A 25,579-nucleotide genomic window follows, 5' to 3' on the forward strand; every position below is an offset into this window, starting at 1 on the left:
CCCGTGTGGGTCAGTCGCGCAGGGTCGCCCCGAATCGCTCGCCGGCACGTCGGACAGCGCCGTCACGGGCCTCGGTGGCCTCGGCAGCGGTCAGCGTGCGGTCCGTGGCACGGAAGCGCAGGGCGAACGTCAGGGACTTCTGTCCCTCGTCCACGCCGGAGCCCCGGTAGTCATCCACGAGCCGAGCATACTCCAACAGGTCTCCGGCGCCAGAGCGCACCGCATCCAGCACGTCACCGGCCGGCACGTCGGCGTCGACGACGAGCGAGAGGTCCTGCGTGGCTGCCGGGTAGGAGACGATCGGCGCGACCGCGACGAGTTCCGGGGCCGCGGCGACCAGTGCGTCGAGGTCGAGCTCGACGACCGCCACCACGCGGGGCAGGACGGCGGCCTCGGCCAGTTCGGGCAGGAGCTCTCCGGCGACGCCCACGACCGTGCCGTCGACGAGCAGCGACGCGGCGCGGCCCGGGTGCAGGGACGGGTGGGTCGTCTGCGCGACGGTGAGTTCGACACCGACGGCCCAGGCGACCTGGCGGGCCGCATCGATCGCGTCGGCGATGCCGAACGGTTCCGCCGTGGTGCCCGGCTGCTTGACGACCCGGTGGCCGGTGAGCAGTGCGGCGACGTGGAAGGGCTGGGCGGGCAGCGAGGCGTCCAGCGCCTCGAGCGTCGCACGGTCGGGCCGGGCGGCGCCCGCCGGGACCTCGTCGGTGCCGAGCGTCACGCCCGTCACCGGCAGGAACACCCGGGACGTCTCGTAGAGCGCGACGTCGACGAGCCCGCGCGACACGTTGCGACGGGCGGCGTCGACCAGGGCCGGCACGCCGCTGCGGCGCAGGAGGTTCTGCTCGCTGTCCAGGGCGTTGGCGAGCACGACGCTCGGTCCGCCCTGCGGGTCGATCCCCGGGTAGGCGTCCTGCGTGGCAGCGGACACGAACGGCGCCGTGACGACCTCGGTCAGGCCCGCCGCGGCCAGCGCCGAGGCAACCCGACGACGAGCCTGCTGGTGCCGGGTCAGGCTCCGACCGGGCGGAGCGACCGGCAGCACGCTCGGGATCCGGTCGTAGCCGACGATGCGCGCGACCTCTTCGACGAGGGTGGTGTCGTCGGTCAGGTCGGGACGCCAGGTGGGCGGGGTGACCGTGAGCTGCTCACCGTCGGCCTCGACCGTGGCGCCGATCGCGCGGAGTGTGTCGATGACCTCGGCGTCGGTGTACTCGACGCCGACGAGCTCGGCCGGACGCGAGAGCCGCATCGCCACGGTCGCCCGCGGCTCGGTGTCGACGAGCGTGGACCCGAGGGTGTCAGCGGTGCCGCCGGCGAGCTCGACGAGGAGCTCGACGGCACGGTTCGCCGCGGCCTCGGCCACCTGCGGGTCGACACCACGCTCGAAGCGACGGGATGCCTCGCTGGGGAGCTTGTGGCGACGAGCGGTGCGGGCAATGGAGACCTGGTCGAACCCGGCGGCCTCGATCAGCACGTCGGTCGTGCTCGCCGAGATCTCGGTGCGGGCTCCGCCCATGACGCCGGCGAGGCCGACGGGACCGTGGTCGTCGGTGATGACGAGGTCTTCGGGGTCGAGCTTCCGGACGGTGCTGTCGAGGGTCTCGAGCGTCTCGCCAGCGGCCGCCCGGCGCACGCCGAGGCCGCCCGCGACGGTCTGCAGGTCGTAGCCGTGGAGCGGCTGGCCGAGCTCGAACATGACGTAGTTCGTGACGTCGACGGGCAGGGAGATGGAGCGCACCCCGGCCAGCGACAGGCGCGACACCATCCAGGACGGTGTCTTCGCGGCCGGGTCGATCCCGCGCACGACACGCGTGACGAACGTCGATGCTCCGGCCCGACCCCGGATCGGGGCCTGGTCGTCGATCGTGACCCGGAAGCCCTCGGCCGTCCGCGGCGCGACGCGGTCGACGGGGTCGTGGAAGCTCGCTCCGGTGGCGTGCGCGTACTCGCGGGCGACCCCGCGCATGCTGAGCACGTAGCCGCGGTCCGGCGTGACGTTGATCTCGACCGCGGCGTCGTCGAGGCCGAGGAGCGCGATGGCGTCGGCACCGACGGTGGGGTCCATGCCGAGGTCGGCGAAGCGCAGGATGCCGTCGTGCTCGTCGCCCAGCCCGAGCTCGCGGGCCGAGGCGATCATGCCGTCGGACACGTGCCCGTAGGTCTTGCGGGCTGCGATCGGGAACGGCCCGGGCAGGACTGCGCCGGGCAGCGTGACGACGACGAGGTCGCCGACGTCGAAGTTGTGCGCGCCGCAGACGATGCCGCGGGGCTCGGCTTCGCCGACGTCCACCTGGCACCAGTTGATGGTCTTGCCGTTCTTCTGCGGCTCGGGGACGCGCTCGAGGACCCGACCGACCACGATGGGTCCGGTCAGGTCGAAGGTGTGGACGTCCTCTTCCTCGAAGCCGACCGACACGAGCGCCGCGTGGACGTGCTCGAGGGTGACGTCCTCGGGGAGGTCGACGGACTCACCGAGCCAACGGAGTGGGACGCGCATCAGACCACCGTTCCGAACTGCTGCGAGAAGCGGATGTCGCCCTCGAGGAAGTCACGCATGTCGTTCAGGCCGTTGCGGAACTGCAGTGTCCGCTCGATGCCCATGCCGAACGCGAAGCCCTGGTACTCGTCCGGGTCGATGCCGGCGGCACGCAGGACGTTGGGGTTCACCATGCCGCAGCCACCCCACTCGACCCACCGCGCGCCACCCTTGGCGTTCGGCTGCCAGACGTCCATCTCGGCGCTGGGCTCGGTGAACGGGAAGTAGTTCGGGCGGAGCCGGATCTGCGCCTCGGCGCCGAACATCTGCCGGGCGAAGTGCTCGAGCGTGCCGCGCAGGTGCGCCATCGTCAGACCCTTGTCGATCGCGATGCCCTCGACCTGGGTGAAGACCGGCAGGTGCGTGGCGTCGAGCTCGTCGGCGCGGTAGACGCGACCCGGGGCGATGACGTACAGCGGGAGGTCACGCGACAGCAGCGACCGCACCTGCACCGGTGAGGTGTGGGTGCGCATGACCAGGTGCCGGTCGACGGGCTCGACGAAGATCGTGTCCGCCATGGCCCGGGCCGGGTGGTCCTGGTCGAAGTTCAGCGCGTCGAAGTTGAACCACTCGTGCTCGAGTTCGGGGCCTTCTGCCACTTCCCACCCCATGCCCACGAAGATGTCGGCGACGGCTTCGTTCAGCAGCGAGAGCGGGTGGCGGGAGCCGGTGGCGCGGTGGACCGGCAACGCGGTGACGTCGACGCGCTCGGCTTCGAGCCGTGCGCGCTCCTCGGCCACCGCGAGGACGGATTCCTGCTCGGCGATCGCCGCGTTCACCCGCCCACGGGCCTGCCCGACGAGCTTGCCCGCCGCGGCCTTCTGCTCCGGCGGCACACTGCGCATCGATGCGTTCATCCGCGCCAACGGTGACTGCTCACCGGTGTGCTCGGCCCTGGCCTGCTTCAGTTCTGCGACCGTCGTCGTGGCACGGACGGCGGCGAGGGCCGCGTCCACCGCGTCGGCGACGGCCGATTCGCTGATCTCGAGAGGTTCTGACACGAGACCCAAGCCTACCGGCCGTCGGGATACCACCCACCTGCACCGAGCGGACGGTGGATGGCCGACGCCGACGACCGGCCTGGGGAGGGACGAGGTCAGCTCCGGAGCGCGAAGGCCGACTCGTACAGGCACACCGACGCGGCCGTGGCGAGGTTCATCGACTCCGCCTGCCCGTAGATCGGCACCTTGACGGCCCGGTCGACGAGCGCCAGGTCGTCGGCGGTGAGTCCGCGGGCCTCGTTGCCGAAGACCCACGCGGTCGGTCCGTCGAGCATCCCCTCGGCTCGGACCACCGGCAGGTCGTCGCCGGAGACGTCCGCCGCGAGCACCGTGTAGCCCAGGGCCTTCGCCCGCTCGATCGTGTCCGCCAGGGTCACGCCGACGGACACCGGGACGTGGAACAGGGACCCGGTCGTCGACCGGACGACCTTCGGGTTGTACGGGTCGACCGAGCGTCCGGTCAGCACCACCGCGTCGGCGCCGGCCGCGTCGGCGGCCCGGATGATCGTGCCGGCGTTCCCCGGATCCCGCACCTCTTCGAGGATGGCGACCAGTCCGGGCAACGCGGCCTGATCGTCGGACGCATCACGGGCCTCCCGGTCGGCGGCGGCCGCAGCGCGGTCCGGGAAGACGTCCTTCACCGACGTCGGGAACTGCTGGCACACCGCCACCACGCCCTGCGGGGTGACCGTGTCGGCCATCGCGTCGAGCACCTGCTCGGTCACGAACCAGGTGTCCACCGGCGCGTCGTCGAGCCCGTAGCGGGTAGCGGCGGTCGGCGTCACGTAGAGCTCGCGCAGGAGCTCCGGGGCGTACTCCAGCGCTTCGCGGACCGCTTGGGGCCCTTCCAGCAGGAACAGGCCGGTCTCGGCCCGGACGTCCTTCTTGGCCAGGGCCGCAACGGCCTTCACGCGTCCGGCACGGGGGTTCTCGAGGAGATCGCTCACGACCCAAGTCTAGGAACGACGAAACCCCCGCCGTGCGGCGGGGGTTTCGCGAGCAGAAGAACTGACTACGCAGCCTTCGGGGCCGAGGTGTCGGCCGGGAGGGCCTTCTTCGCGGTCTCGACGAGCGCGGTGAAGGTCTCGGGGTTGTTCACCGCAAGGTCGGCGAGGATGCGACGGTCGACCTCGACGCCGGCCAGGTTGAGACCCTGGATGAGGCGGTTGTAGGTCAGGCCGTTCGCACGGGACGCAGCGTTGATGCGCTGGATCCAGAGGCGACGGAACTCGCCCTTCTTCGCGTGACGGTCGCGGTACGCGTAGACGAGGGAGTGGGTGACCTGCTCCTTGGCCTTGCGGTACAGGCGCGAACGCTGGCCGCGGTAGCCCTCGGCGCGTTCGAGGATGACGCGGCGCTTCTTGGCGGCGTTGACCGCTCTCTTTACTCGTGCCATTGCACTATTCCTTTACGATCTGCGGGGCTCAGTGGCCGAGGAGCTTCTTGACGTTCTTCGCGTCACCCTTGGAGAGGACCTGGTCCTCGTTCAGGCGGGCCTTGCGCTTGGAGCTCTTGACCTCGAGGTTGTGACGCATACCGGCCTGCTGCTTCATGATCTTGCCGGTACCGGTGACCTTGAAGCGCTTCTTCGACCCGGAGTGGGTCTTCTGCTTGGGCATGGTGGTGCCTTTCCGTGGGATGGATGGGGGCCGCGTCGTTGCGGGGTCGGTCCGGGGACCTATTCGGCCGCGGCGTCCGTGGATTCCGCGGCTGCCTCGGACGTGGAACCGGCCTCGGCCTCGTCCTTGCCCTTCGCGGCGTGCTCGGTGGCACGACGCTCGGCCTTCTGTGCAGCACGCTTGGCGTTCTGCTCGCCCTTGACGTCGGACTTGTTCTTGAGCGGGGCGATGATCATCGTCATGTTGCGGCCGTCCTGGGTCGGACGCGACTCGACGACACCGAACTCGGCGATCTCTTCCGCGAACTTCTGGAGGAGACGGACACCCTGCTCCGGACGCGACTGCTCGCGGCCACGGAAGAGGATCATCGCCTTCACCTTGTCGCCACCGAGGAGGAACCCCTCGGCGCGCTTGCGCTTCGTCTCGTAGTCGTGCACGTCGATCTTCAGGCGGAAACGGACCTCTTTCAGGTCCGTGTTCACCTGGTTGCGACGAGCTTCCTTGGCCTTCTGAGCGGCCTCGTACTTGAACTTGCCGTAGTCCATGATCTTGGCCACGGGCGGCTTCGAGTTCGGCGCGACCTCGACCAGATCCAGTTCGGCTTCCTGCGCGAGACGCAGTGCCATGGCGATCGGGACAACGCCGACCTGCTCACCCTGCGGACCGACGAGTCGGACTTCGGGAACGCGGATTCGGTCGTTGGTACGGGGATCGGTGATGCGGAGCTCCTTCAATCAGGTGGTGGCCGTCCGGGGCGTTTGCCCTGGACGACAGCACGAGAGAGGAGATCTGACGCACGGGATGTCGACCCGTTCGGCAGCCGCCCTGCATCGGATCCGTGGGATCCGACCGACGAGCACAACACGTGCACTCGCGGAGCGGTGGTGACCCGGTAGCCTGGTGGAACGCGGCCGCGGGTGGGAGAGACTCCTCTTTCGTGACACCGTCCGGGTGTTGTCGAGGAACTGACGGCACACGGACAGCATCTGCCGCGAGCAAGTCTAGCAGAGGAGCACCGTGAGCGACACCCCGATCGACGACACCGGCATCGACGCCGCCAGGGACATCGCGGAGGTGCCGGCGGTCGAACTCATCAACACCGTTGCGGTGCACCTGCTCAGTGCCGCGGCCGTGAAGGTCGGCCTGGCCGACGACCCGCAGGAACAGACCGACCTGGACGAGGCACGGAAGCTCATCACCGCGCTGGCCGGCCTGGTCACCGCCGCCGCGACCGAGATCGGCGACCACCACGCCCGTCCGCTCCGCGACGGGCTGCGGTCCCTGCAGCTCGCCTTCCGCGAGGCGTCGGCGATCCCGGACCCGATCGGTGCCGGACCGGGCGAGAAGTACACGGGTCCCGTCAACTAGACGACGTCACCCGGTGACGGACGGGAGGCCCGTGGCGGTGTCGCCACGGGCCTCCCGTGGCGTCCGTGGGTCGCGCTCAGGACCCGCTGTCGCCGACCAGGCGCGCGACGGCCGCGAGCGGGATCCCGACCCAGTCGGGTCGGTTGCGTGTCTCGTAGACGACCTCGTAGACCGCCTTGTCGAGCTCGAAGGCGTCGAGCAGCGCGCTGTGGACGGCGAGGTCCGCGCCGGTCCCCCGCTGGTAGCCCTCGAGGAAGCGGGCTCGCGCCTCGGCGGCCCACGAGGCGGCGTCGACCGGTTCGGCATCGTGTGCCAGCGCGCCCGCGACGTAGTCGAAGGAGCGCAGCATCCCCGCGACGTCGCGCAGGGTGACGTCCGGCAGCGAGCGTTCGTCGAGGGGGCGGAGCGGCTCGCCCTCGAAGTCCAGGAACACCCAGCCGCGGGGGTCCGGTGCCGACAGGACCTGTCCGAGGTGCAGGTCACCGTGGATGCGCTGCAGATCCGGCCACGTCGCGTCAGCGGCACGGGCGTAGACCGCGCGGATGGCGTCGACGTGGCCGGCGACGGCCGGGGCCTCGCGGGCGGCGGTGTCGAGTCGGGCGTGCATCGTCGCGACGGCGGCGTCCCGTCGGGGCGCGTCGGCCGGTTCCGTCGGCAGCGCTCCGGCGAGGGTGCTGTGCACGTCTGCGAGCGCGGTGCCGAGCTGCTCGGCGCGGTCACCGAACGGGGTGCCGGCCTGCGCCTCCTGCAGCGCGACGCGCCAGGCGTCGTCGAGCCCGGGCAGGAACTCCTGGGCGAAGGCGAGGTGCCCCGTCGCCGTGCCGTCCGGGCGTCCGACGTCGGGCCAGTCGGCGCGGAGGGCGCCGTAGACCCGCGGCACCCGCGTGCTGCCCGCTGCCGTGAGGGCGAGCTGCGTGGTCACGTCGGGGTTGTCGCCGTGGTGCAGCACGCGGAAGACCTTGATGATGACGCGGTCGCCCGACTCGGTGTCGCAGATGACCGACGTGTTGGACTGCTCACCCGTCAGGACGCGGGCGGCGGTGACCCGGCCGATCGGGCTGAGGCTGTCCGGTGCCCCGTCGATGCGTGCGGCGAGCGCCGAGACCCACGCGAGGTCGGTGGTGGCGTCGACGATCACGCCGTCGGGGTCGCTGGTGATCGGCGACTGGTAGAGGACGGGGACCGCGGGGGCCTCGTCGAGCACCAGCCGGGTCCCATCGTCGGTGGAGATCGTCCGGAGGCGTGGCACGGACCCCTTCGAGGCGTACCAGCGGCGGTCGGCGATCCAGGACTCGAGGTCGCGGTCGCTCGGCGTGCTGGTGGGGCCCGTGGTGTCGGGTGCGCTGGTGTCTGCGCGGGTGTCGGGGGCGCTGGGTGCTCCGTCGCTCATGCAGCGGAACCTACGCGCCGGGGCCTGGCGAGGTGCCGAGTCCCCCACAGGACACCCCAGGCAGGACTCCGTCCACAGAACCCCGCTGCCCCCGGTCTGACACGGGCGCGTCGGACGACACTTGCGGCATGCCCCGATCCGCTGCCGCTCCTGCCTCCGCCGCTGACGCTGCACCTGCGCTCCCCGACCCCCGCCGGACCTGGCGGATCCTCGACGACCGCAGGCTCCCCGCACTCGAGCCGTTCGCCGCCGACGTGCGCCGTCACGAAGCGGTGACGGTGCGCGAGACGGTGTGGGACTCCGACGACAGGGTGCTCGCCGCCGAGGGTGTCGTGCTCACACGCTTGCCGGACGGCGACTGGACGATCGACCGGGGCGGGCACGGGACCGACCCGGAACCGCTCGGGGGCGTGTCCGACGATCCCCCGCGAGACGCCGTCGAGGTGTTCCTGCGTGGTCGTCCCCTGCGGACGGTCCTGGTCCGTGACACCACCACGACGCTCGTGACCCTGCGCGGCGGGGACGGCCGGGTGCGGGCCGAGGTCGCCGACGTGCGCGTGGACGACGGCGACCCGGACACCACCGTGCTGCGGTCGTCGCGGTGGTGGGCCCTGACGGACGACGGACGCGACGGCGGCACGGCTCGAGCGGCCGAACGAGCGCTGCACGACGCGGCGACCGATCCCGTGGACGTCGCGTCGGTTCCGCTCCCCCGCGGCCCCGAGCCCGCCCCGGAGCAACGACGCGGCCGAGCGAAGCGCCCCCGGCCGGACACCGCCGCCGGGTTCGTCCTGCGAGTGCTCGATGCCCTGCGGCGTGACCTCGTCGCGGTGGATCCCCGGGTACGGGCCGACGAGCCCGAGGCCGTGCACGACCTGCGGAAGGTGCTGCGCCGCCTGCGGAGTGTGCTCGCGGCGTTCCGCGGCGCGCTCGACCGCCGGGCGACCGAGGAGCTCCGTGCCGCCCTGGCCCAGACCGGTCGGGTCGCCGGGACCGCTCGCGACGCCGAGGTGCTGCACGCCGGCTTGTCCCGGTCGGCGGCACGAGCCCCCGACGGGTACGTGGACGCCGGGACCCTGGACCGCATCGGTTCGGCGACCGCGGAACGTCGCAGCGTCACCGCTGCTGAGCTCCGGCGAGCGCTGCGCTCCGACGCCTGGTTCCGGACGCTCGACGCCCTCGACGACCTGCTGCTGCGGGCACCGGCCGGCCCGCACGCGGACGACGACGCAGCCGCGTTCGTCACCAGGCGCATCCGGCACGAGCGAGCACGCGTCGGTCGGCTGCTGGGCGATCCCAGCGACGACCTCGACACCCTGCACGAGGTCCGGAAGGCCGCGCGCCGGTTGCGCTACGCGCTGCAGGCGGCCGGGGACCTGCCCGACGTCGGCAAGCGTCGGCTCGGACGGCTGCGACGGGTGCAGGAGACCCTGGGCGAGACGCTCGACGCCGCGCACGCAGCCGATGCGTACCGAGGGCTGGCCGCTGTGGCAACGCAGCACGGCGAGGACACGTTCGGGTACGGCGTCCTGGCGACGACCGAGCTGGCGGCCAGCGCGCAGGGCCTGCACCGATCGCGGAAGCTGCTCGCCCGCCTCTGACCGGTGCGAGAATCGGGCCGTGCCGCACTACTTCGAGGACCTCGCCGCCGGACAGACCTTCACCACACCGGGGCGCACCATCACCGAGGCGGACGTGGTGTCGTTCGCCTCGTGGACGAACGACAACAACCAGGTGCACACGGACGTCGAGTTCGCCGGGAAGACCCGGTACGGGCAGCGGATCGTGCACGGGCTGCTCGGCACCTCGCTGTGCCTCGGGCTCATCGCGCGCACGGGCGTGTTCGAGGGGTCCGCGGTGGCACTGCTCGGGATCGACCAGTGGCGCTTCACCGAGCCCGTGTTCATCGGGGACACCGTGACCTGCACCGTCGAGGTCCTGGGCACCCGGCTGACGAGTTCGGGCACGACCGGGATCGTCGAGCGGGCGGTGGCGCTGCGGAACCAGCACGGCATGGTCGTCCAGCAGGGACGGATGGACGTCATGGTGCTCACCCGCGACGCCGCGATCGACTGAGCGACCGCTCGACGAGAGCCCCGCCGAACCTGTTCCGCGCAATCCCGGCTCCCTGTTCACAACGAACTCTTTACAACGATGTACCGGCACGGGAGCATGGACGCATGAGCACGCTCGACGGCACCGTGGCCGCACCTGACTCCGCTTCCGCCCCCGGCCTCCCCCTCGCTTCGCGGCAGGACGGCACGTACCCCCGGCCGCAGATGCTCCGCACCGCGTGGGCCGACCTCGACGGCACGTGGTCGTTCCGGAACGACGGCGACGACCCCGCCTGGCACACGGGCTTCGCCGACGCACGGGACATCGTCGTCCCGTTCCCGCCCGAGTCCCCGGCCTCGGGCATCGACGAGCCCGGCTTCCACCCCGTGGTCTGGTACTCCCGTGCGATCACCCGCTCCGAGCTCGACGCCGCCGGGTTCGGCGACGGCGCCCCTCGACTCGTCCTGCACTTCGGCGCCGTCGACCACCGTGCCCGCGTCTGGATCGACGGGCAGTTCATCGGCGGACACGAGGGCGGCCACACCCCGTTCTCCTTCGACGTCACCGAGGCGCTGGCCGCCGACCCCGACGCCGTGCACACCCTGGTGGTCCGCGCCGAGGACGACCCGCACGACCTGACCCAGCCGCGCGGCAAGCAGGACTGGCACGAGGACCCCCACGCGATCTGGTACCGCCGGACCACCGGGATCTGGCAGACGGTCTGGCTCGAGGCCGTGCCGACCGCCTCGATCGCGTCCCTGCGCTGGACGAACGTCGACCACGCGACCATGCGCCTGACGGTCCGGCTCGACGGTCACCGCACCGGCGGGGAGCGCCTGCGCGTCGAGGCCCGCTGGGACGACCGCGACGAGCACCTCGCCACGATCGAGACCACCGTCGGCGAGACCGGCGACGAGTTCGACGTGGTCGTGCCGATCGCGCGGCAGACGAACGGGCAGGCCGAGGACGAGCTGCACTGGACGCCGGACACGCCCCGGCTGATCGACGCCACGGTCACGCTGCTGCCGAGCGCCGGCAACGCCACGACTGCGAGCACGGGCGCGCTCGACGCCGTCTCCAGCTACTTCGGGATCCGGACGGTCGGGGTCGACGGCGGCGCGTTCCTGCTCAACGGTCGACGCCACGAGGTCCGCAGCGTCCTGAACCAGGGCTACTGGCCCGAGTCGCACATCGCCGCCCCGTCCCGCCAGGCGCTCCGCCGCGAGGTCGAACTCATCAAGGAGCTCGGCTTCAACGCGGCCCGCAACCACCAGAAGATCGAGGACCCGCGGTTCCTGTACTGGGCCGACCGACTCGGACTCATGGTGTGGGGTGAGGCTCCCGGCGCCTACGCGTTCTCCCCCCGCGCCGTGCAGCGTCTGATGCGTGAGTGGATGGACGCCGTCGAGCGTGACGCCTCGCACCCGTCGATCGTCACGTGGGTGCCCGCCAACGAGAGCTGGGGCGTGCAGCACATCGCCACCGACCCGGCCCAGCAGGCCTACGCCCGGGCCCTCGCCGACGTCACGCGGGCATTGGACCCGACGCGTCCGGTGATCTCGAACGACGGGTGGGAGCACACGAACTCCGACATCGTCACGATCCACGACTACGAGGGCGACGGCCCCCGGCTCGCGGCCACCTACGCAGACGAGACCGCACGGGCTCGACTCCTCGGTGGCATCGGTCCGGCGGATCGCCGCATCCTGGTCGGCGGCGCCGAGGACCTCGGCCAGCCGGTCATGCTCACCGAGTTCGGCGGCGTGAACTACCAGCCGGGCGTCCAGCGCGAGGACGGCTGGGGCTACACGTCGGCTAGCGACGGCGACGACTGGGTCGCCCGCTTCACCGCGCTGTACGACGCGATCCGTGCGAGCTCGTTCCTCGCCGGGTCCTGCTACACGCAGCTCACCGACACCATGCAGGAGACCAACGGCTTGCTCAACGCCGACCGGTCGCCGAAGGTGCCGATCGAGCAGATCCGTCGCGCGGTCACGGGGCGCTAGCCGGGAGGCCCGCACTTCGTGAGCAGTAATGGTCGGGTCCGGCAGACGGACCCGACCATTACTGCTCACGATGCACGCAGGGCACGTCGCGGCGGACGCGGGACGGCCCGCGATGCGGGGCGCGGCCCGCGGTCTGGGAGGATCGGGCGGGTGACGAGCGTGGCGGAAGCGAGCCGGGCCTCCAGGCGGGGGTTCCGCGGCCTGCTGACCGGACGGCGCAGCGCCTGGACCGCACCGCTGCTGATCTGGGCGGGCTCGCGGGTGGTCAGCACCGTGCTGCTGGCGACCGTGTACCTGGTGGCGACCGCGAACGGCTGGCCGTTCGCCTCGTACCGGCACGATCCCTCGTTCTTCACGTTCTCGGGCTCGTGGGATGCCTCGTTCTACCGGATCATCGCCGAGCACGGGTACCCGGCGACGCTGCCGACCGATGACTCCGGGCACGTCCTGCCGAACGCGTGGGCGTTCCTGCCGGTGTTCCCCGCGGTGGTGCGGGTCGTGATGACGCTGACCGGAGCGTCGTTCTGGGTCGCCGGGGTCGTGGTGGCGTCGATCGCCGGAGCGGGCGCCTGCGTGCTGCTGTACCGGCTGGTGCTCGCCGTCGGGTGTTCGCACCGGGCCCGCTGGGCGACCGCACTGTTCGCGTTCGCGCCGACGGGGTTCCTGCTGCAGGTCGCCTACGCGGAGAGCCTGCTGCTCGTGCTGCTGTTCGGCTCCCTGCTCGCCCTGGTCCGGCGACGGTACTGGCTGATCGCCCCGCTCGGTGTCGTGGCGGCGTTCACGAAGCCCGGGGTCCTCGCGCTGGCGCTGGCACTGGCCGTGCACCTGGTCCTGCGGTGGGTGGCGTGGCGCCGGCAGCAGGACGCGTTCCCGTGGCGCGACCGGATCGCGATCGTGGTGACCGGCCTGGTCGTCGCGGCTGCGGGACTGGCGTGGCCCGTCATCGCGACGGCCGTGACCGGGCGACCGAACGCGTACCTGGACACCGAGCTGTCGTGGTGGGTGGGGTTCGTCGGTCGCCAGCACTTCGCGCCGCTGACGCCGTGGTTCACGATGGCGTCGACGTGGCTCGGGCCGCTCGGCATCGGACTCGTCGTGGTGGTGCTCGCCGGCGCGGTGTGGTTCTTCTCGCGCAGGAGCACCCGGGCCCTGGGCACCGACGTGCTCGCGTTCACGGCGTCCTACGGGCTGTACCTGGTGGCGGTGTTCCTGCCGCAGCAGTCGTTGCCGCGGTTGCTCATGCCGATGGCGCCGTTGCTCGGGTCGGACGTGTTCGTGGGGACGCGGCGGCGAGCGGTGACGTGGCTGGTCGTCGGGGTGTGCCTGCAGCCGGTCGCGATCGTGCTGCTCTGGTTCCTCGGGTACCCGTGAGCGGTGCTGGTCGTCGGCTCTGCAAGACACCGGTGTTCGCCGGTTGAACACGCGCAGACCGCGGTGCGACGTGCGAACACCGGTGTCTTGCGGGCCTGGTGAGCGCTACGCGTCGAACGTGTGGAACCAGGCCGATCCGCCGGGGTGCTGCACCGTGATCATCTCGTCGAGGTCGCGGTAGGGGCCGTCCTGGTTGTGGCTCGCCGACTTGATGCGGATGGTGCCGTCGGGCTCGGTGAAGACCTCGGACACGATGGTGGTGTGGTCGGGTGAGCCGTTGGCGTTCCAGTCGAAGAACACGATGTCGCCGACCTTGACCTTGTCGCGCTCGTCCGAGGAACGCCGGGTGAGCCCGAACTCGCCCGCGTTGTCCGCGAGCCAGGGGTCCATCGTCGGGCAGTAGGTCCACGTCGCGCTGTGCTCGGCACCGGCGGCCCGGTTGTACCAGTCGGACCGCTGCTCCCACCCACGGGCGATGAGGGTCTGGCTGACGTAGTTCGCGCAGTCGCCGCCGATGGGGTTCATCGTGCCGTACTCGGCGAGGTTGTAGTCCTTCCAGTACCGCATCGCGTAGGCGAGCTGCCGGTCGACGTCGGTCAGTGCGGCGTAGGCGAGGGTGGTCGAGGCGACCGCGCTGCCCGCAGCGGGCGTCGCGGCGGCGGTCGGGGTCGGTGATGCGGTCGCGGTGGCCTGGGTGGCGCCGCTCTGCCCGTCGTTCGCGGCGCTGCCGTTGCCGTCGGAGGACTGGTTCGCCGACGGGGTGGGTTCGATCGCGGACGTGAAGAGTGCGACGTCGGCGTCGCCGGCCGTGTACATCGCCTGGTGCGGGGCCGTGAAGGTCACCTTCGACGCGGTGGCCTGCACGTCACGCGCCGCGACTCCGCCGACGGTGACGCCCTTGACGGCGGCGAGTCCGGTCCCCGCCACGGTGACCGTGACGCCACCGACGAGCGGGACCTGCGCCGGAGCGAGGGACTTCGCGACGGGCTTCGCGGTCGGTGCGGACGAGGCGTCCCCACCGGAGCTCCCACGCCCGCCGCCCGAGCCCCTGCCCGAGTCGCCGCCCTTGTCGCTGCCGGAGGAGCACGCCGCGACGGCGAGCCCGATCCCGGCGACGCCGGCGAGGGACAGGAGTGCGCGGCGGTTCATCGAGGCAGTCATGACACGACCAGCGTAAGCGACACCTCCGTCGTTCCGACACGGCATGATCGTCTTCGGGGGCGAGCGTCCTCCGTGTCCCAGCGGACCCGTTCGGAAGGAACACACACATGCCCGAGAGCCACGACTTCTTCGTCGCGACCGATCCCGAGACCGCCCGTGCACAGGTGCGCGAGGCCCTGTCCCGCGAGGGCTACACCGTCGACGACGCCGAGCAGGGTTCACTCCGTGCGACCCGCGGCAGCCTCGGCCTGACGCTGCTCATCGGCGGCATGGCGAACGACCGCACGTTCCACACCCGCCTGGACGTGCAGATCATGATCGCCCCGGACGGCCGCACCGTCGCCCGGCTGCTGCGCGGCTCCGGCAAGTCCGCGATCAAGGGCGGAGCGCTCGGCATCTCGCGCGGGAACCGGGCCTTCGAGCAGGCCGCGAACGCCATCCACACCACCTTCGCGCAGTCCGGCGTGCTGACGGAGAGCATCGCGGGCTGACGCACGACGAACAGCCCGACAACGGCAGAACGGCCCGGAACCTGTGGGTTCCGGGCCGTTCGTGTTGCTACCTGGTGGAGCTAAGGGGATTCGAACCCCTGACCTTCTCATTGCGAACGAGACGCGCTACCAACTGCGCCATAGCCCCAAGTGCTCGATCACATTAGCACCCTCGGTCGGCCCAGCCGAAATCGCAGGTGGCCCGTCGGGCGTGCCGCGGGTCAGACCGCGCGGCGCCGTCGCATGATCGCGTCGAGGTCGGCCTGCTGGTAGGCGTCGTCGTCGAGGACCCCCATGCCGGCCCACTTGCTCGGCGGACCGGCCGGAGCGGCGGGTTCGTCGGCAGCAGGAGCAGCAGCAGCGGCAGCGGCAGCGGCAGCAGGAGCAGCGGGCGCCCGCAGCCCGAGCCGCTCGGCCAGACGACCCTGGTCGTGCGCGGACAGCGATGCCGCAGCTTCCTCGAGCTCGGGTCGCATCCGCGAGACCCGCGCCAGCGACGGGTCGGACTCCCCCGCCCGGATCGCCGCCGCTTCGGCCTCGGCTTCGGCCTTGGCCGCGGCGACGCGCTCCTTCAACCGCGCGGCGAGTTCCGCCGACGACTCAGGTGATGCAGCCGGTGCGCTCGGGCGCTCCACGTAGAGGGGCTTGGGCACGTGGTTCGGGGTCCACGAGCGGTCCGCAGCGGGTGCAGCGGGCTGCTCGGTCGACAGGGGCGGGGCCGGGTCGGTCCAGGCGGTGGACGGCCGGGAGGCGCGGGTCGTGCCCGTCTCACCGGCCGCGAGACGCTGCTTCCGCGCCGTCGCCACCTGGTGCAGCTGGGCCAGGACCGCTGCGGACCCACCGGCGGCGACGAGGCCTGCGACACCGACGAGCCAGAGCGACGGTGCCGCGACGAACACCACGAGGGCCACGACGATGCCGAGCGTGCCGAACAGGGTCGCCCCGAGCCGGGAACGGCGCATGCGCATCGCGGTCAGGGCCGGCACGGCGGACGCCCGCTCGAGCACCGGGGCCTGCTCGGCCAGGCGGCGGGTGATCTCACGCTGCCGCGCCGCTTCGTGGGCTCGGACGATGGCGGTGCGCTTGGCCTCTTCGGACCGGGCGACGCGCTGCGCCTGGGCGAGGGACTTCGCGTTCATCTCGATGCGGACCTCGTCCGGCAGCTCGGCGGTCTGCGCGAGGATCCGGAGGGTCTGCTGCAGCCGGATGGCGTTCCGCTCGGTGGCCAGGTACTGGCGGCGGGCGGCCCACGACGGCATCAGGTAGACGAGCCAGAGGACGGCCGCGACGAGCAGGACGATGCCGCCACCCCACGAGCCGATTCCTGCCATGCGAACACGGTAGGGGCGGCGGTTCCCGCGCCGCGTCATTGCCGGACGCGTGTTGCGCGTGTCGGGGGCGAATCTGCGGGGGCGAGCCGCGCCTCCAGGCCCGTGACAGGCGGCCCGTCAGATGCGGGGCGTCGTGTCCAGCGGCATGGCGGCCTCGTCGCGTGCTGCGAGCGGCACGGTCCCCACACCGGGAGGCACCTGCCCCTGGACCCAGCGCTCGAGGACGCCGCCGCGGACCTCTTCCGCCACCAGCGCGAAGCAGAAGTGGTCCCGCCAGTCCCCGTTGATGTGGATGTAGCGGCGACGGAGTCCCTCGTACCGGAAGCCGAGCTTCTCGACGACGCGCAGGCTCGGGGCGTTCTCCGGCCGGATGCAGATCTCGATCCGGTGCACGCCGAGCGACCGGAAGCAGTGGTCGACGGCGAGGGCGACCGAGATCGGCGTCACGTTGTGGCCGGCGGCGTCCTCGACGACCCAGTAGCCGATGGAGGCACTCGCGAGCGAGCCGTAGGAGATGCCGGAGACGTTGAGCTGACCGACGAAGCGGCCGTCGAGCTCCATCGCGAACGGGAGTCCGAGTCCCGCGCGGGCGTTGGCCTGGAGCGCGCGGATGCTGCCGCGGACGTCGGTGGAGACGTGTCCGGAGGGGTTCGTGGCCTCCCAGGTGCGGAGCCACGAGCGGTTCGTCGCGAGTGCCGCGTCGAGGTCGCGGGTGTCGCGGAGCCGGAGGGGCCGGATGGTGACCCGCCCGTGGGACAGGGTCGGGATCGTCGTCATCGCTGGGTTCCTCCGGGGTCCCGCCGCTGTGCGGGACGGGGTGTCCCGCCCGGGTCCGTCATGTGACGGACCCGGGCGGGATGGCCGACTATTCGCCCGCGTTGAACTCCTTCAGCCACGACTTGAGGTCGGGGCCGAGGTCATCGCGGTCCGAGGCGAGCTGCACGATCGCCTTGATGTAGTCGAGTTTGTCACCGGTGTCGTACCGGCGTCCACGGAACACGACGCCGTACACGCCGCCGGTCCACTCTTCGGCGCTCGCCATCTTCATGAGCGCGTCGGTCAGCTGGATCTCGCCGCCCTTGCCCGGCTCCTGCTTCTCGAGGACGTCGAAGACCTCGGGACGGATGACGTAGCGGCCGATGATGGCCAGGTTCGAGGGTGCCTCGCCCTGCGGGGGCTTCTCGACGAGCCCGGTGATCTTCACCACGTCGTCGGTGTCGGTCGGCTCGACCGTGGCGATGCCGTACAGGTGGGTCTGCGACTCGGGTACCTCGAGCAGGGCCACGATGGTGGCGTTCTTCTCGCCCTGGACCTCGATCATGCGCTGGAGCAGCGGGTCACGGGCGTCGATGATGTCGTCACCGAGGAGCACGGCGAACGGCTCGCGGCCGACGTGCATCTTCGCGCGGAGCACCGCGTGGCCGAGGCCGAGCGGGTCGCCCTGCCGCACGTAGTGCATGTCGGCGAGGTCCGTCGACTGGTTCACCTTCTGCAGCTTCTCGTGGTCGCCCTTCTTGCGGAGGGTCTCCTCGAGCTCCGACACGTGGTCGAAGTGGTTCTCGAGCGCGTTCTTGTTGCGCCCGGTGATCATCAGCACGTCGGTCAGCCCGGCACCGACAGCCTCTTCCACCACGTACTGGATGGCCGGCTTGTCGACGACGGGGAGCATCTCCTTCGGCATCGCCTTGGTCGCGGGGAGGAAGCGGGTACCCAGCCCTGCGGCCGGGATCACCGCCTTCGAAATCTGGAAGCCCATGGTCAGACCGTATCCGATCCCCCTTTCGAGGGCATGTCGTCGCTCCGGGGGACACGGGACCCCGCGGGTTCCCGGCGGGAAGCCGCAACCGTGCCCCCTCGGTAGACTCCTGCCCATGATCGCCGATCTCGGGAACGAGAAGCGCGCCCTGCGAGCCGAACTCCGGCAGCGGCGGCGCACCCGGACCACGACCGAACGCGACGCGGACACCCAGACCCTGACCGCGACCCTGCAGCGCTTCGTCGAGGAACGCCAGGTGACGTCCCTCGCCCTGTACCTGTCCGCACCGGACGAGCCGAACGTCCGCCCGTTCCTGAACTGGGCGTTCGGGCAGGGCATCCGCGTGCTGCTGCCGGTCACCCGCGAGGACGGGCTGCTCGACTGGGCCGTCGGCGACGGCGAGAGCGAGACCGAGAGCCTGCTCGGCCTGCCCGAGGTGGTCGGCGAGGTCCTGTCCCCGCTCGCGATCAACGACGTCGACGCGATCCTCGCCCCGGCGGCGGCGGTCGGGCACGACGGCGTCCGCATGGGCTGGGGCCGCGGCTACTACGACAAGACCCTCGGGTCCATGGCGAACCGCCCGCCCGTCTATGCTGTGATCTTCGACGCGGAGTACCTCGACGAGGTCCCGCGCGAACCCCACGACGAACCCGTTGACGGCATCATCACGCCGTCGCGCATCATCACGTTCCGGAGCTGACGTGCCCACCTACTCGTACCGTTGCACCGAGTGCGACAACGCGTTCGACATCAAGCAGTCCTTCTCCGACGCCACCCTGACGGAGTGCCCGGTCTGCGGCGGCGTCCTGCGGAAGGTGTTCTCCCCCGTCGGCGTGACCTTCAACGGCGGCGGCTTCTACCGCACCGACTCGCGTCCGGCCCCGAAGTCCGAGGGCTCGTCGAGCACCCCCGCGAAGTCCGAGCCGAAGAAGTCCGAGCCGGCGAAGAAGACCGAGTCGAAGCCCAGCGGCTCGAAGCCCGCCGCGTCCTGACGCGGTCTGCGCTCTCCGGATAGGTTGGGGCGCGTCGCCACTCGGCGGCCGTCCTCGACCCGGAAGGAGACCCTCGCATGAAGGGCTTCAAGGAGTTCCTGCTCCGCGGCAACGTCATCGACCTGGCCGTCGCAGTCGTCATCGGTGCGGCGTTCACCGCGATCGTCACCACGATCGTCAACGCCCTGATCAACCCGCTCATCGGTGCGGTGTTCAACGCTTCCAGCCTCAACGATGCGCTCATCTGGAGCATCCCGACGGTCTCCGGCGGCAGCGCCAAGATCCTCTTCGGCGCGATCATCGGCGCCGTCCTGAACTTCGTCATCGTCGCCGCGGTCGTGTACTTCGCGCTCGTCGTGCCGGTCAACCACCTGAAGAAGGCGGCGTTCGAGCGCGTCAAGAACGACGAGGAGCAGACCCCGCAGGACGTGCCCCCGACCGACGTCGAGGTGCTGCTCGAGATCCGCGACCTGCTCCGGCCGCAGACCGGCGGTGCCACGAGCGCTGGCGCGCACATCGCCCCGTCGAACGCTCCCGAGGGGCCCGGCATCGGCGGCTCGACGAAGCTCTAGCCCAGGCGCCTTCGCACGACACCGGTGTTCCCGCTCCGCACACCCGCAAACCGCGGTGCGCAGCGTGAACACCGGTGTTTTGCGCGGGGGCCCGTCAGGCGGCGGGGACCGCGCGGCGCTTCGCGAACATCGCGACGGCGTACTGGGCGCCGGCGAGCACGTGGCCCGCTGTGCCGAGGTACACGAACACCAGGGCCACGACCCGGACCCACGGTGCGTTCTCGTCGACGGTGTGCACCGCGGAGAACAGCAGCACCGGCAGCCCGACGAACAGCAGGGCCGAGCGGATCTTGCCCGTCCACGTGACGTCGAGGTCCGGATTGCCGTGGAACAGTACGCTCGACAGGACGACGAGCACCAGGTCGACGAGCACCACGACCGCCACCACCCACCAGGGCAGCAGCCCGACGAGCACCAGGGACAGCACGATCGCGATGATGGCCAGGCGGTCGGCGACGGGGTCGATCGCCTTGCCGAGCTTGGATCCCTGGTCGAACTTGCGGGCGATGAAGCCGTCCGCCCAGTCGCTCACGCCGATCACGACGAGGGCGACGAGCGCCCACCCCGGGTGGCCGGCGACGACGAGGCCGATGAACACCGGGATCAGCACGAGGCGGAACAGCGTGATCAGGTTCGGCCAGGTCTGCCAGTCGGGGCGCTGTCGCGCGGTGTCAGTCATCACGGGCCAGGCTACCGGTTACCAGTGCGGGGGGACGTCGCGTCGGAGCTGGTCGTCGTTCTCACCGTCGCGGTGCCGCGCCGGTTCCGGCGGCGGCGCGGGGTCGTAGCCCGCCACCGGCTGGGTGGTGACGCGTCTGCGGCGCCGCGCCGGGCCTCCCGGCTGGTCCGCCGTCTCGCGTCCGGACGATGCTGCCGGGCCGGGAGGCGCGGCTGACGACGCGTCGTCGGCCCGCGTCCACGTGCCCACCAGCTGGTCCGTCTCCGGCGTCACCGGACCGGCGGGCCGCGAGGCCCGGCGGCTCATCGGCGGGCGGGGCCGACCGTGGACACGCTGGGATCGAGATCCTGCGTGCTCACCGGCGGGCGGGGATCGGTGGGATCGAGATCTCCTGCGTGGCGCCTCGGTCGACCCCGAGCACGGCGGCGACGGTGTCGGCGACGCGGTCCGGGTCGGAGAACAGCTGGAACGCGTGCACGCGCACGTAGTGCCAGCCGAGTCGGCGCAGCACCTCGGGACGCAGGCGCAGGGACTCGCGCAGCGATCCCTTGACCAGCGACGCATCGGTCTCGATCGTGACGCACACCCCGCCGTGCGCGGCGACGAGGCCGAGCTTGCCGCGGTGTCCGAGCGCCACCGGGATGCCACGCATCTCGAGGCGCCGGGCCAGGTCGACGAGCAGCGGGTCGGAGTCGTCCGGCACGTACTCGGCGGTGGTCCGGGCACGCACCTCGGCCAGGATCTCGGCCAGGGCGACGGTGCCGTGGCCCATGCGCTCGGCCTCGATGTCCGACGGCTGGAAGCAGGTGACGATGACCATCGAGCGACGCGCGCGGGTCATGGCGACCGCCAGCAGCCGCTCGCCGCCGGGCTTGCCGAGCGGACCGAAGTCGCGCAGCACGCGGCCGTGCGGGGTGCGGCCGTAGCCGATGGAGAACACGACGCGGTCGCGGCTCTGCGCCACCGACTGCTCGAGCGTCGCCACGATGAACGGCTCGGCACGGTCGCCGATGACGAACTCGGTCAGGTCCTTGTGGCCCTGGGCGGCGGTCAGCACGGCCTGCTCGACGCGCACGGCGTGCTTCGCCGATGCGGTGATGACCATGAGCGACTCGGTCGGACGGGTGCGGGCGTGGTCGATGACGAGCCGCACCACGCGGTCCACCTCGGCGTCGACGCTCTCGACGGCACCGGACTCGGGGTCCGGGACGGCCTTGCCGTCGCTGACGTAGTCGAGCGCGATCGACCCGTGGCCGAGGAACGAGCCGGCCCACGGCAGGGACTCGATCTTGCCGCCGTAGAAGCGACGGTTCACGAGCTCGGCGAGGTCCTCGCCGCCGGCGCGGTACGACCGCGACAGCGAAAGGGTCGGCAGCAGGGTGGACAGCTTCGCCAGGGCGGAGTCGGCGTGGAACGCGTCGAGCGTGCCCTCGTCGACCTGCAGCGCCCGGTGCTCGGGGTCGACCGCGATGCGGAACGGCGACGGCGTCTGGGTGACGGGGTCACCGAACACGACGGTCTGCCGGGCACGACGGACGGCTCCGACGGTCTCGGCGATCGTCACGGCGCCGGCGTCGACCAGGATCACGGTGTCGAAGGGCATCGTGTCGGCGATCTGCGGCACCTCGTACGGGCTGGCGAGCCAGACGGGTGCGATCGACCGGGACAGGTGCGGTGCGGAGTCCTGCAGCAGGCGCGAGGTGATCGCGCCGTCGCGGAGCTGGGTCTTGAGCGCCGTCGCTTCTTCGGGCCAGTCGACGAGACCGACCTTCCAGTTCTCGGCGAGCTGCCACGCGAGGCCCTGGGAGACCCCGGCCGCGTGGGCGTCGTCCACCAGGCGGAAGTCGGCCTCGACCCGGTCGAGCATGTCGGTGTTCGCGCCGAGCAGGGCCCGGTCGGACTCGAGCATGGTCTCGAGGGCGGACTGCCACCAGGCGAGCTCGAGCTCGGCCGGCACCTGCACGTCGGGCACGTGCCGGTTCGCCAGGTCGGTGATGAGCGGCTCGAGCTGCAGGTCGCGCAGGGTCTGCATGAGCTCGGTGCGCTCCTGCAGGTTGTGCAGGACGTCGGATTCTGCGGCGAGCTCGGCGATGGTCGGGACGAGCTGGTCGACCGGGGTGTTCGCGAGCTGGCGGTCGCGCTCGGTGCGGCCCAGCGGCTCGTCGAGTCGCGCGAGGTCCTCGGCGACGTTCGAGAACAGCACCTGGACGTCGGCGATGCCCGTGGGCACCTCGGGGTTCACCCCGGCGGCGACGTAGCGCTGCCAGAGCACCCGCTGCTGCTGGACGCGGGTCAGGGCCTCGTGCAGGTCGGACACGTGCACGCCCGGACGGACGTACTCGCGGGCGAGCTTCTTGAGCCGGCGACGGTTCGTCGACGACATCGGCGCGCCCTCGCCGCGGGGGGCGGTGGCGGCCACGAGCTCGGACACCGAGCGGTCGAAGACCACCGGCAGGAAGCGGTCGAGCGTGTCACGGATCTCGGTGAGCAGGCGCAGGTAGATGCCGAGCTCGTTGATCGTCGTGAACTGGCGCATGTGCGTCGAGCTCACCAGGTCGTGGGCGCGGCGGAGCAGGGTCGGCAGGCCGTCGGCGTCGAGGTCCTTCGCGATGCGGTGCGCACGCTGGGCACCGTCGCTCGAACCGAACTTCGCGCCGTACCAGGGCGAGTCGTCGGGGCCGTAGCGGAACTCACCGAGGTTCGCGGCGCTGACCATCGTCTCGGCGACGCGCGAACGGCCGTCGACCATCGAGGCGACGGACTGCTTCGACAGGCGCGCGGTGGTCGACGGGGCGACGGGCAGCAGCGACAGGCGCGACAGCTCCACCAGGCAGTCGAGCACCGAGACGCCGAAGTCGGGGTCCTTGCGGGTGAGCGATCCGCGGTAGTCCTTCAGCACCTTGCGCAGGCGGACCAGTGCGTCGTCGACCTCGCGGAGGTTCGGACGCGCGGCCTTCTCGTTCCGGGCGATGGCACGGACGACGTCGCGGCGCAGGGTCGACGGCGTGACCGCGACCCCGGGCAGCTGGACCTCACCGAAGCGGGCGGCGATGCCCCGCAGGGTCGCGCGGCGCGGGCTCACGACGAGCACGCGCTTGTTCGCGGCGACCAGGCCGCCCAGGGCGTTCACGATGGTCTGGGTGCCGCCGGTGCCAGGAAGGGTCTTCACGACGATGGAGTTGCCGGCCGTGATCTGCGCGATCACGTTCTCCTGCTCGTCGTCGGCGTCGAGCAGGAGCGTGTCGGTCTCCGGGCTGCGCTCGTCCGACGGGGTCTGCTCGACCGGGTGGTAGGACTGCTCGACCTGCCACTTCGCGCTCGGGTTGCCGGCGAGGGCGTCGAGCACGGGGTGCGACAGGTCGCCGGTGTCCTCGACCATCCCGGTCGCGACCTCGGCGAAGGTGGACACCACGAGTCGGGCGTGCACCGAGAAGCCGGGGATGTGCGCGGTCAGGCCACGCAGGCGGTCGATGACGGGGTTCGGCGTGAAGGAGCCGTCCTGCTGCGCGAGGGCCACGAAGGACTGCGCGTCGAGGATGACCCCGAACTGCTCGTGCAGCGCGTCGGCGAGGCCCGGGTTGAGTACCGGTTCGCCGAGCAGGCGCACCTCGAAGTCGCGTCCGTGTCGGCGGATCGCCAGGGGGCGCAGGAGCACCGGGCCGCGGAACTGCTCGTCGCCGTGCTTCCAGTCGGCCATGCCGATGCCGAGCTTCACGGCGTCGATGCCGCGCACGGTGGCCAGCTCGGTGCCCTTCGCCTCGACGTGTCCGGCGGCCACGCGGGCGGCACGGAGCGCCACCTCGTCGCGGATCAGGCTGGACAACAGGGTCGTCTTGCCGGTGATGAACTGCGCGAGACCGCCCGGGTGGGTGGTCGAGAGCTCGATGCGGGCGCGCGGGTGGTCGCTGAAGTGCGTGAGCGGGCTCGTGCCGCCGACACCGGTCAGCTGGGTGCGCCAGCCGTCCCACGTCGGTTCGGCCGCGTTGCCGGCCTGCAACCGCGGGTCGCCGAGGCTGATCGCCTGCGGGCTCGTCATCTGCAGCTCCGGGCGGAGCGTGCGGTCCGGCTCGTCGTCGGTCCGTTCCTGGTCCACGTCCTGCTGCTCGTCTCGATCGTCGTCGGGGCGCGCGCGGGCACCCTCGACGGGGACGTCGTCGTTCACGTCGTCCTCACCGTCGGTCACCCTGTCCGCTCGCCACACATCCGACACTGTAGGCGGAACCGGACGGCCTCTCTGGCAATGAACCGAGGTTTCGGGGTTTCCGCACGGACCTGACCGGCGTCAGACCCGACCTGCAGCACGCCAGACCCGACGTGCGGCGCGTCCGATCCGACGGTGGCCCCGTCCGGTGTGGTACCAACGGGGCATGGCCATCGACGACCGCACCACTCCGTCCGCCCCCACGCCGAACCGGCGTCGATCGGTCCCCGCCGAGATCTCACGGTCGTGGCTGCTGGTCTCCGGCACCGCCACCGACCGGTTCGACAAGTCCCAGCGCTCCCGCGCCGACCAGATCATCCTGGACATCGAGGACGCCGTCGACCCCGCCGCGAAGCCCTCGGCCCGGCAGGGCGTCGCCGCCTGGCTCGCCGGCGGCGGCGAGGCCTGGGTGCGCATCAACGACGTCACCACGGACTTCTGGGCGGACGACGTCGAGGAGCTCCGCGGCCTGCCCGGGCTGCAGGGCGTCATGCTCGCCAAGACCGAGTCCCCCGCGCAGGTCACCGACACCTGGCACCGGCTCGGCGGCCAGACGCCGGTGATCGCCCTGGTCGAGTCGGCCCTGGGCATCGAGGAGTCCGTGTCGATCGCCAAGGCGCAGGGCGCGTTCCGCCTGGCCTTCGGTTCCGGCGACTACCGCCGTGACACCGGGACCAGCGCCGACACGCTCGCGATGGCGTACCCGCGGTCGAAGCTGGTCGTCGCCTCGCGCGTCGGCGACCTGCCGGGTCCGATCGACGGCCCCACGGTCGGGTCGTCGCACCCGATCCTCCGCGAGCAGTCGCAGGTGGCCGTGTCGCTCGGCCTCACCGGCAAGCTGTGCCTGGACACCGAGCAGCTCCCCGTCATCAACGAGGTCATCTCCCCCACGCCGACCGACGTCGCCTGGGCGCAGGACTTCCTCGACGACTTCGAGGCCCGCGGCCGGGTCATCCGCGACGGTTCCGACCTGCCGCGGCTCGGTCGGGCGCAGAAGATCCAGCGGCTCGCACAGGCGTTCGGGGTCGAGGCGCGGTAGGACTG

Annotated in this window: 23 protein-coding genes and 1 tRNA gene; 10 read left to right on the forward strand and 14 right to left on the reverse strand. The window is 71.5% G+C overall.

The window, feature by feature from the left end:
- Positions 1 to 10: 10 nt before the first annotated feature.
- The 6 genes from pheT to infC all read right to left on the reverse strand — a co-directional run bounded on the left by pheT (position 11) and on the right by infC (position 5,896).
- Positions 11 to 2,503, reverse strand: coding sequence for a phenylalanine--tRNA ligase subunit beta (pheT, locus tag ORG17_RS15065; RefSeq protein ID WP_214526323.1), 2,493 nt, complete (start codon positions 2,501 to 2,503; stop codon positions 11 to 13).
- The gene (gene pheS, locus ORG17_RS15070) at positions 2,503 to 3,543 is read right to left on the reverse strand and encodes a phenylalanine--tRNA ligase subunit alpha (protein WP_027466550.1); all 1,041 of its coding nucleotides are present in this window, start codon (positions 3,541 to 3,543) and stop codon (positions 2,503 to 2,505) included. Before pheS ends, pheT begins: the two co-directional genes overlap by 1 nt.
- Positions 3,544 to 3,638: 95 nt before the next feature.
- Positions 3,639 to 4,490, reverse strand: a complete 852-nt coding sequence (locus ORG17_RS15075) for a TrmH family RNA methyltransferase (protein WP_214526322.1) — start codon at positions 4,488 to 4,490, stop codon at positions 3,639 to 3,641.
- A gap of 65 nt (positions 4,491 to 4,555) precedes the next feature.
- A complete protein-coding gene (rplT, locus tag ORG17_RS15080; protein ID WP_017887975.1) occupies positions 4,556 to 4,939 on the reverse strand; it encodes a 50S ribosomal protein L20 in 384 nt (127 codons plus the stop codon).
- A gap of 28 nt (positions 4,940 to 4,967) precedes the next feature.
- Positions 4,968 to 5,162, reverse strand: a complete 195-nt coding sequence (gene rpmI / locus ORG17_RS15085) for a 50S ribosomal protein L35 (protein ID WP_017887976.1) — start codon at positions 5,160 to 5,162, stop codon at positions 4,968 to 4,970.
- Positions 5,163 to 5,221: 59 nt separating this feature from the next.
- Positions 5,222 to 5,896, reverse strand: coding sequence for a translation initiation factor IF-3 (infC, locus tag ORG17_RS15090; protein WP_081827403.1), 675 nt, complete (start codon positions 5,894 to 5,896; stop codon positions 5,222 to 5,224).
- Positions 5,897 to 6,179: 283 nt separating this feature from the next.
- Here infC and ORG17_RS15095 point away from each other — a divergent pair, with 283 nt between their 5' ends.
- Entirely contained in the window at positions 6,180 to 6,530 is a 351-nt protein-coding gene (locus ORG17_RS15095; RefSeq protein WP_027466553.1) for a DUF1844 domain-containing protein, read from the forward strand.
- Between the two features lie 76 nt (positions 6,531 to 6,606).
- Here the strand turns inward: ORG17_RS15095 and ORG17_RS15100 are convergent, their stop codons facing one another.
- Positions 6,607 to 7,920 carry a phosphotransferase gene (locus tag ORG17_RS15100; RefSeq protein WP_250892128.1) on the reverse strand — a complete coding sequence of 438 codons (1,314 nt, stop codon included), beginning with the start codon at positions 7,918 to 7,920 and terminating at the stop codon, positions 6,607 to 6,609.
- Positions 7,921 to 8,048: 128 nt separating this feature from the next.
- On the opposite strand from ORG17_RS15100, the gene ORG17_RS15105 reads away from it, so the two are divergent.
- The 4 genes from ORG17_RS15105 (at position 8,049) to ORG17_RS15120 (ending at position 13,352) form a co-directional block, all read left to right on the forward strand.
- Entirely contained in the window at positions 8,049 to 9,521 is a 1,473-nt protein-coding gene (locus tag ORG17_RS15105) for a CYTH and CHAD domain-containing protein (RefSeq protein ID WP_250892127.1), read from the forward strand.
- A 19-nt stretch (positions 9,522 to 9,540) separates the two neighbouring features.
- On the forward strand, positions 9,541 to 9,996 hold the full coding sequence (locus ORG17_RS15110; protein WP_301565254.1) for a MaoC/PaaZ C-terminal domain-containing protein: 456 nt from the start codon (positions 9,541 to 9,543) through the stop codon (positions 9,994 to 9,996).
- A gap of 104 nt (positions 9,997 to 10,100) precedes the next feature.
- On the forward strand, positions 10,101 to 11,981 hold the full coding sequence (locus ORG17_RS15115) for a glycoside hydrolase family 2 protein (RefSeq protein WP_214526320.1): 1,881 nt from the start codon (positions 10,101 to 10,103) through the stop codon (positions 11,979 to 11,981).
- Between the two features lie 150 nt (positions 11,982 to 12,131).
- Positions 12,132 to 13,352, forward strand: coding sequence for a hypothetical protein (locus ORG17_RS15120; RefSeq protein ID WP_214526319.1), 1,221 nt, complete (start codon positions 12,132 to 12,134; stop codon positions 13,350 to 13,352).
- A gap of 105 nt (positions 13,353 to 13,457) precedes the next feature.
- Here ORG17_RS15120 and ORG17_RS15125 read toward each other — a convergent pair whose 3' ends face one another.
- Complete coding sequence (locus ORG17_RS15125) at positions 13,458 to 14,513, reverse strand: amidase domain-containing protein (protein WP_250892126.1); 1,056 nt, start codon at positions 14,511 to 14,513, stop codon at positions 13,458 to 13,460.
- A 107-nt stretch (positions 14,514 to 14,620) separates the two neighbouring features.
- Between ORG17_RS15125 and ORG17_RS15130 the strand changes: the two genes are divergently transcribed.
- Positions 14,621 to 15,004, forward strand: a complete 384-nt coding sequence (locus tag ORG17_RS15130; RefSeq protein WP_027466558.1) for a response regulator — start codon at positions 14,621 to 14,623, stop codon at positions 15,002 to 15,004.
- A gap of 72 nt (positions 15,005 to 15,076) precedes the next feature.
- On the opposite strand, the gene ORG17_RS15135 is transcribed toward ORG17_RS15130, so the two are convergent.
- The 4 genes from ORG17_RS15135 to galU form a co-directional block, all read right to left on the reverse strand.
- Positions 15,077 to 15,152, reverse strand: a tRNA-Ala gene (locus ORG17_RS15135).
- Positions 15,153 to 15,225: 73 nt separating this feature from the next.
- On the reverse strand, positions 15,226 to 16,335 hold the full coding sequence (locus ORG17_RS15140; protein ID WP_214526318.1) for a hypothetical protein: 1,110 nt from the start codon (positions 16,333 to 16,335) through the stop codon (positions 15,226 to 15,228).
- Positions 16,336 to 16,452: 117 nt separating this feature from the next.
- Entirely contained in the window at positions 16,453 to 17,112 is a 660-nt protein-coding gene (locus ORG17_RS15145) for a GNAT family N-acetyltransferase (protein WP_017887986.1), read from the reverse strand.
- An 88-nt stretch (positions 17,113 to 17,200) separates the two neighbouring features.
- Positions 17,201 to 18,091 (reverse strand): UTP--glucose-1-phosphate uridylyltransferase GalU, encoded by an 891-nt coding sequence (gene galU, locus ORG17_RS15150; protein ID WP_027466560.1) that lies wholly within the window; start codon positions 18,089 to 18,091, stop codon positions 17,201 to 17,203.
- 115 nt (positions 18,092 to 18,206) lie between these two features.
- Between galU and ORG17_RS15155 the strand changes: the two genes are divergently transcribed.
- The 3 genes from ORG17_RS15155 (at position 18,207) to mscL (ending at position 19,655) form a co-directional block, all read left to right on the forward strand.
- A complete protein-coding gene (locus ORG17_RS15155) occupies positions 18,207 to 18,791 on the forward strand; it encodes a 5-formyltetrahydrofolate cyclo-ligase (RefSeq protein ID WP_071244110.1) in 585 nt (194 codons plus the stop codon).
- Position 18,792: 1 nt separating this feature from the next.
- A complete protein-coding gene (locus ORG17_RS15160) occupies positions 18,793 to 19,083 on the forward strand; it encodes an FmdB family zinc ribbon protein (protein ID WP_111058097.1) in 291 nt (96 codons plus the stop codon).
- 77 nt (positions 19,084 to 19,160) lie between these two features.
- The gene (gene mscL, locus ORG17_RS15165) at positions 19,161 to 19,655 is read left to right on the forward strand and encodes a large conductance mechanosensitive channel protein MscL (RefSeq protein WP_214526317.1); all 495 of its coding nucleotides are present in this window, start codon (positions 19,161 to 19,163) and stop codon (positions 19,653 to 19,655) included.
- 94 nt (positions 19,656 to 19,749) lie between these two features.
- Here the strand turns inward: mscL and ORG17_RS15170 are convergent, their stop codons facing one another.
- Complete coding sequence (locus tag ORG17_RS15170; protein ID WP_051596961.1) at positions 19,750 to 20,334, reverse strand: CDP-alcohol phosphatidyltransferase family protein; 585 nt, start codon at positions 20,332 to 20,334, stop codon at positions 19,750 to 19,752.
- A gap of 355 nt (positions 20,335 to 20,689) precedes the next feature.
- Entirely contained in the window at positions 20,690 to 24,517 is a 3,828-nt protein-coding gene (locus ORG17_RS15175; RefSeq protein ID WP_083404080.1) for an ATP-binding protein, read from the reverse strand.
- A 184-nt stretch (positions 24,518 to 24,701) separates the two neighbouring features.
- On the opposite strand from ORG17_RS15175, the gene ORG17_RS15180 reads away from it, so the two are divergent.
- Complete coding sequence (locus tag ORG17_RS15180) at positions 24,702 to 25,574, forward strand: HpcH/HpaI aldolase/citrate lyase family protein (RefSeq protein ID WP_027466565.1); 873 nt, start codon at positions 24,702 to 24,704, stop codon at positions 25,572 to 25,574.
- Positions 25,575 to 25,579: the final 5 nt, after the last annotated feature.

Origin of the sequence: Curtobacterium flaccumfaciens pv. betae, from assembly GCF_026241855.1 — a bacterium.
Lineage (GTDB): Bacteria > Actinomycetota > Actinomycetes > Actinomycetales > Microbacteriaceae > Curtobacterium > Curtobacterium flaccumfaciens.